Here is a 4,878-nt window from a genome sequence, read left to right on the forward strand (position 1 = left end):
TCATTCAGTCATTCAGTCATTCAAAATTAAATCTTCCCCGCCGCCAGCACCAGTAACACCCAGCCAGCTATAAGTGCCAGCCCACCTATGGGCGCGGTGGCTCCGAATTTGGTGATGCCTGTGAAGCAGATGGCGTATAATGAGCCGGAGAAGATGATTACGCCGATCGCGAATGCATTACCTGACCAGCCGAGCAGTTTGATTGCATCAGCTCCGGCGTTCCGCATCAGCAAACCCACCAGTACCATGGCAATCGCGTGGTAAAACTGGTACTTAACCGCAGTTTCAAAAGTATCGGCCCGGCCGGAAGCTTCCAGCATTCCTTTTAATGCATGTGCTCCGAATGCGCCCAGCGCCACTGCCAGCGCGCCAAGGATGCCGCCTGCCTGTATCATGAATTTCATAAAAATGGGATATAATGGAAGCGGTAAAGTTAGCCGGTCACGAAAGTGCAACCAACGGTTTATTTCAATTTTATTATATTGCAGCTCACGAAAACGCGGTTTTACTTCATTCCGCAGATCGCTCACAAGCTACTCAAATGACCTTAGAACGCTTTATCCAGCTTTGGACACACCGCTATCACAAATACTCCCACATTTTTGAAGCCCGTTTGAAAGGCTACCAGGCAAGGCGGCATTTCGGGTCTGTTAAGAAGAAACTAGCACCTGGAAAACAGCTGATTGCAATCATTCGCACCGAACATTTTGGCGACATCATTGCGGCGGAGCCGATATCGCGATATGTTCGTTCACTGCATCCTGACGCGTACATTGTCTGGTTTGTCAAGCCTGTATTTCAGGAGCTGGTTGCTGTTAATCCCGAAATCAACGAGGTATTTCCAGAGTTCTGCGTTACCCAGCGGCAAACCCTGCTTGCGGGAAATGTGTTCGATAAAGTCATAGAGCTGCAATTCAGTAACAATAATCATTGTCCCAAATGCCAGGTCTTTGTTGATAATCCGGTTGCGGTGCAGCGTGATATTACCATCTTCAACTATTTCGATTACGGTAACCTTCTGGAAGTTTTTGCGCAAACGGGTGACCTGATTCCGCCTAAATCAACATTTCCTGCCGATGATCATCCGAGATTGTACTTGCAAGAAAAGCATAGAAGCAAGTTTGATAGTCTTGGTTTGGCAGACCGCTTCATTGTATTGCATTGCCAGTCAAACTACAAGCCCAAAGACTGGCCATCCGAGCGTTGGGATATGCTAGTTGACTGGTTGGCGGAGAATTACAATTACCAGATTGTTGAGGTTGGAATGGCGAGTAGTTTGACAACAAAAGCAAAAGCTTACCGCAGCTTGTGCGGACAATTGTCAATTTTGGAGACAGCAGAAGTAATCCGCCGGGCTGAATTTTTCATAGGTCTCGACAGCGGGCCTTCCCACCTGGCGAATGCGTCGGGTACATTTGGAATGATCCTGATGGGCGCTTTGAATAACTTTTTAAACTATAATCCCTACTCGGGTAAGTATGGCAGCGGTGAAAACGTGGTGCTGGTGAGACAGCCTAACTTGCCTTGCTGCGATCTTACCTTTGAATTTGTAAAAGAGAAAGTGCAGGAAGTGCTCGACAAAGCTTCGGCTGAAAGAAGATTAGCGTGATCCGAAAATGGCGCTCCCCACGCGTACCAGCGTACTTCCTTCTTCCACTGCGATCAGGTAGTCGCCGCTCATACCCATGGAAAGTTCGCGCATTTGGACCTGGTTATTGCTAAACTTTTTAAACGATTCGAACAAATTTTTAAGGCCCCGGAATTCTGCCCTTACAACTTCTTCATTCTCCGTGTTTGAGGCCATTCCCATTAATCCGGCAATGCGGATGTTTTGTAAAGAAGTCAGCTCGGGCGCAGTCAGGATTTCTTCCGCTTCCTCGGGTGATAAGCCAAACTTGGTTTCCTCGCTGGCTATGAATATCTGAAGCAGACAATCGATCACGCGATTGTTTTTGGCAGCCTCTTTATTTACCTCTTTCAATAGCTTGAAACTGTCAATTGAATGGATCAGTGAAACAAATGGCGCCATGTATTTGACCTTATTGGATTGCAAATGCCCGATCATGTGCCAGTCAATATCTTTGGGAAGCGCCTCGTATTTGCCCACCATTTCCTGGACCTTGTTTTCACCAAATTGTTTGCAGCCAGCCTCGTAAGCTTCCAGCAAGAGCGACTCAGGCTTGGTTTTTGTAACTGCGATCAGTCTGGCCTTGTAACCGTTTTCCTGTTTTAATCCTTTTTCAATACGGGCAATGTTATCGGCAATGGAAGACATGGGGGAAAGCTAAATTTTTGAATGTTAATGTGTTAAAGTTGCGGTTTAGAAATTCGCAGCCAGAAATAAGATGTAGACATATTTCAAAATTGAAAAAAACATATTTCTTTTACCAACTAAATTCAAAATTAAACCTTCTGTATGGACTATAACCAGGAACAAAAGCAAGATAGAAAGACACTTTTATGGGCCGCTCTGGCCGTATTGCTGATCCTCAATTTAGTACTCGTTTATTTCATTTACCACGAAAAACAGGAGAACCAGGCGAAGGATGAGATTATTACTGCCAAAACGGAAGAGGTATTGTCCATTAAAACAAAGCTTGATTCCATTTCTGCTGAGCTGGATGTGAAAATAGCGGAGATCCAGAAGCTTGGTGGCAGTGTTGATTCGCTGGTTGCATTGAAAGCACAGCTGGAAAAAGACAAGCAAGAACTTAAAAACGCGGGGACCTATTCTGCTGCATCCTATAATAAGAAAATCAGAGGTTATGAATCTGTATTGCTTGAAAAAGATGGTGAGATTGCCAGGCTGAGAGAGGAACTGGGCATTGCCAATAACAAAAATGAGCAGCTCAGCCAGCAGGTAACTGGCCTGGAAAGTGAGAAACAGCAACTTGCAGATTCGGTTATCAACTATTCTGCGCAAAACAGAGAGCTTAGCGAGAAGGTAAACCTGGCATCTGCTTTGAAAGCGGAGGCGCTTACAGTGAATGCAGTTTCGGCAAAGGGTAAAGAGCGGGAAGGTGGAAAATACAAGGCAAAACGTATTGATAAACTGCGCATTAACTTCAAACTGGCCGAAAATCCGGTTGCAAAGCAAAACGACAAGGAAATTTATCTGCGCATTCTCGATCCGGATGGGGCTGTACTTTCCGATATGGCGACGGGCTCCGGTTCGTTTGTACACAATGGAAAAGAGCTGATATATAGTTCTTCACAGGTTGTTCCATTTAACAATACCAATCAGTCCGTCGATATCTTTTACGGTAGAGGCGGCATTCCGCTGAAAGACGGGAAATATGCGATTGAGCTATACAGCGAAGGCTTCAAAATAGGGCAGGGAGATTTCACTGTCAAGTAAGATCCGGCTGTAACTTACAGATGATCACGTAAAAGGTTTGGAATTCAGGTTTACAAACCCTATTTTTGCACCCTCATTTTGGCTTCAAACCAAAGTGAGGGTTTTTTACTTTTATAAATACTAACAAATTACCGTATGTCTAAACAGTATGAAACGGTGTTCATTCTAACTCCCATTTTGTCTGAGGCCCAGGCAAAGGACGCCGTTGAAAAATTCACTACAATCCTTACTTCTAACGGAGCGTCGATTGTACATGAAGAGAACTGGGGATTGCGCAAGCTGGCCTACCCCATCCAAAAGAAAAATTCTGGTTTCTATCATGTAGTGGAATACACTGCAAATGAAGGAAACGTAGTAGATGTTTTGGAAACTGAATTCCGTCGTGACGAGCGTATTTTGCGCTTTATGACTATCGTTCTTGACAAACACTCGATTGCTTACAACGAGAAAAAACGCAAGGGACTGGTAGGTAAGAAAAGAGAAGAATCTGCTGAATCTAAAACCGAAAACGCATAAGCTATGTCACTAGTTAACGAACCGGTTGAAAAGAACATTAACCGTAAGAAATATTGCCGCTTTAAAAAAGCCGGTATCAAATATATCGATTACAAAAACCCTGACTTTTTATTGAAGTTGGTCAACGAGCAAGGTAAAATTTTGCCACGTCGTTTGACAGGAACAAGCCTGAAATATCAGCGCAAAGTATCCCAGGCAATTAAAAGAGCACGCCACTTGGCCCTTCTGCCATTTGTTGCTGACCAATTGAAATAATACAGTAAAGAGCTACAAACAATGGAAATCATACTTTTAACTGATATAGCAGGAGTAGGTTATAAGAACGATATCGTGACTGTGAAAGCAGGTTACGGTCGTAATTACCTTATTCCTCAGGGATTTGCGCTGCTGGCTAATACGTCTAACCGCAAAATCGTTACGGAAAACGTACGTCAGGCTGCTCACAAGGCAGAGAAATTGAAAAAAGATGCAGAAGATATCGCATCGGCAATTGGCGATATGACAATTGACATCAAAACTGTTGTAGGGGAAAGCGGACGTATCTTCGGCCGTGTAACCAACACGCAGGTTGCAGATATCCTGAAAGCAAAAGGATTTGATATCGACCGTAAGAAAATTACTGTTGACGATGTTAAGTCAATCGGTACTTACTCTGCGACAATCGACCTTCACAAAGAAGTGAAACACAAAGTTGCATTGAATGTAATTGCAGCGGAAGATTAAGGAGAATCAGATAAAAGCAAAAAGGCAGCTCATAAGGCTGCCTTTTTGCTTTTATTACTTCGGCTGTCGGCTTTCGGAAGTCGGCCTTTTTTATTTATGGGACTTTACGTTATTAACTATTAGGCTCTTTTTCCATCAGCTGTTAAAACGGCCGAGAGCCGACAGCCGATGTAATTAAAAAGCCGCTGTTCCTAAACCGCCGGGATCCTCAGTACCTGTCCTGGATATATTTTGTCTGGGTGAGTCAACATGGGTTTGTTGGCTTCGAAAATAATGGGGTA

At 44.1% G+C, this 4,878-nt stretch carries 7 protein-coding genes and 1 pseudogene; 5 read left to right on the forward strand and 3 right to left on the reverse strand.

Annotated elements, in window-relative coordinates:
• Positions 1-26: 26 nt before the first annotated feature.
• Complete coding sequence (locus tag ACTIE6_RS17570) at positions 27-404, reverse strand: DUF423 domain-containing protein (protein ID WP_439557882.1); 378 nt, start codon at positions 402-404, stop codon at positions 27-29.
• A 137-nt stretch (positions 405-541) separates the two neighbouring features.
• Here ACTIE6_RS17570 and ACTIE6_RS17575 point away from each other — a divergent pair, with 137 nt between their 5' ends.
• The gene (locus tag ACTIE6_RS17575) at positions 542-1,609 is read left to right on the forward strand and encodes a glycosyltransferase family 9 protein (RefSeq protein ID WP_439557883.1); all 1,068 of its coding nucleotides are present in this window, start codon (positions 542-544) and stop codon (positions 1,607-1,609) included.
• On the opposite strand, the gene ACTIE6_RS17580 is transcribed toward ACTIE6_RS17575, so the two are convergent.
• Positions 1,601-2,275: a YggS family pyridoxal phosphate-dependent enzyme gene (locus tag ACTIE6_RS17580; RefSeq protein ID WP_439557884.1), complete on the reverse strand. Its 675-nt coding sequence runs from the start codon at positions 2,273-2,275 to the stop codon at positions 1,601-1,603. The genes ACTIE6_RS17575 and ACTIE6_RS17580 overlap by 9 nt on opposite strands.
• A gap of 141 nt (positions 2,276-2,416) precedes the next feature.
• On the opposite strand from ACTIE6_RS17580, the gene ACTIE6_RS17585 reads away from it, so the two are divergent.
• From ACTIE6_RS17585 to rplI, 4 genes are all read left to right on the forward strand, one after another.
• A complete protein-coding gene (locus tag ACTIE6_RS17585; RefSeq protein WP_439557885.1) occupies positions 2,417-3,358 on the forward strand; it encodes a hypothetical protein in 942 nt (313 codons plus the stop codon).
• 135 nt (positions 3,359-3,493) lie between these two features.
• Positions 3,494-3,874 carry a 30S ribosomal protein S6 gene (rpsF, locus tag ACTIE6_RS17590; protein ID WP_439557886.1) on the forward strand — a complete coding sequence of 127 codons (381 nt, stop codon included), beginning with the start codon at positions 3,494-3,496 and terminating at the stop codon, positions 3,872-3,874.
• Between the two features lie 3 nt (positions 3,875-3,877).
• Positions 3,878-4,129 (forward strand): 30S ribosomal protein S18, encoded by a 252-nt coding sequence (rpsR, locus tag ACTIE6_RS17595; protein ID WP_015811483.1) that lies wholly within the window; start codon positions 3,878-3,880, stop codon positions 4,127-4,129.
• Between the two features lie 21 nt (positions 4,130-4,150).
• Positions 4,151-4,597: a 50S ribosomal protein L9 gene (rplI, locus tag ACTIE6_RS17600; protein ID WP_031530094.1), complete on the forward strand. Its 447-nt coding sequence runs from the start codon at positions 4,151-4,153 to the stop codon at positions 4,595-4,597.
• A 191-nt stretch (positions 4,598-4,788) separates the two neighbouring features.
• Here the strand turns inward: rplI and ACTIE6_RS17605 are convergent.
• Positions 4,789-4,878: pseudogene (locus ACTIE6_RS17605) on the reverse strand (peptidoglycan-binding protein LysM); the annotation flags it as partial.

Source organism: Dyadobacter sp. (assembly GCF_051859145.1).
GTDB lineage: Bacteria > Bacteroidota > Bacteroidia > Cytophagales > Spirosomataceae > Dyadobacter.

Excerpts from the sequence above, each read along its gene's own strand:
- ACTIE6_RS17570 (WP_439557882.1), bottom strand. The coding sequence starts at position 404 with ATGAAATTCATGATACAGGCAGGCGGCATCCTTGGCGCGCTGGCAGTG.
- ACTIE6_RS17575 (WP_439557883.1), top strand. The coding sequence starts at position 542 with ATGACCTTAGAACGCTTTATCCAGCTTTGGACACACCGCTATCACAAA.
- ACTIE6_RS17580 (WP_439557884.1), bottom strand. The coding sequence starts at position 2,275 with ATGTCTTCCATTGCCGATAACATTGCCCGTATTGAAAAAGGATTAAAA.
- ACTIE6_RS17585 (WP_439557885.1), top strand. The coding sequence starts at position 2,417 with ATGGACTATAACCAGGAACAAAAGCAAGATAGAAAGACACTTTTATGG.
- rpsF (WP_439557886.1), top strand. The coding sequence starts at position 3,494 with ATGTCTAAACAGTATGAAACGGTGTTCATTCTAACTCCCATTTTGTCT.
- rpsR (WP_015811483.1), top strand. The coding sequence starts at position 3,878 with ATGTCACTAGTTAACGAACCGGTTGAAAAGAACATTAACCGTAAGAAA.
- rplI (WP_031530094.1), top strand. The coding sequence starts at position 4,151 with ATGGAAATCATACTTTTAACTGATATAGCAGGAGTAGGTTATAAGAAC.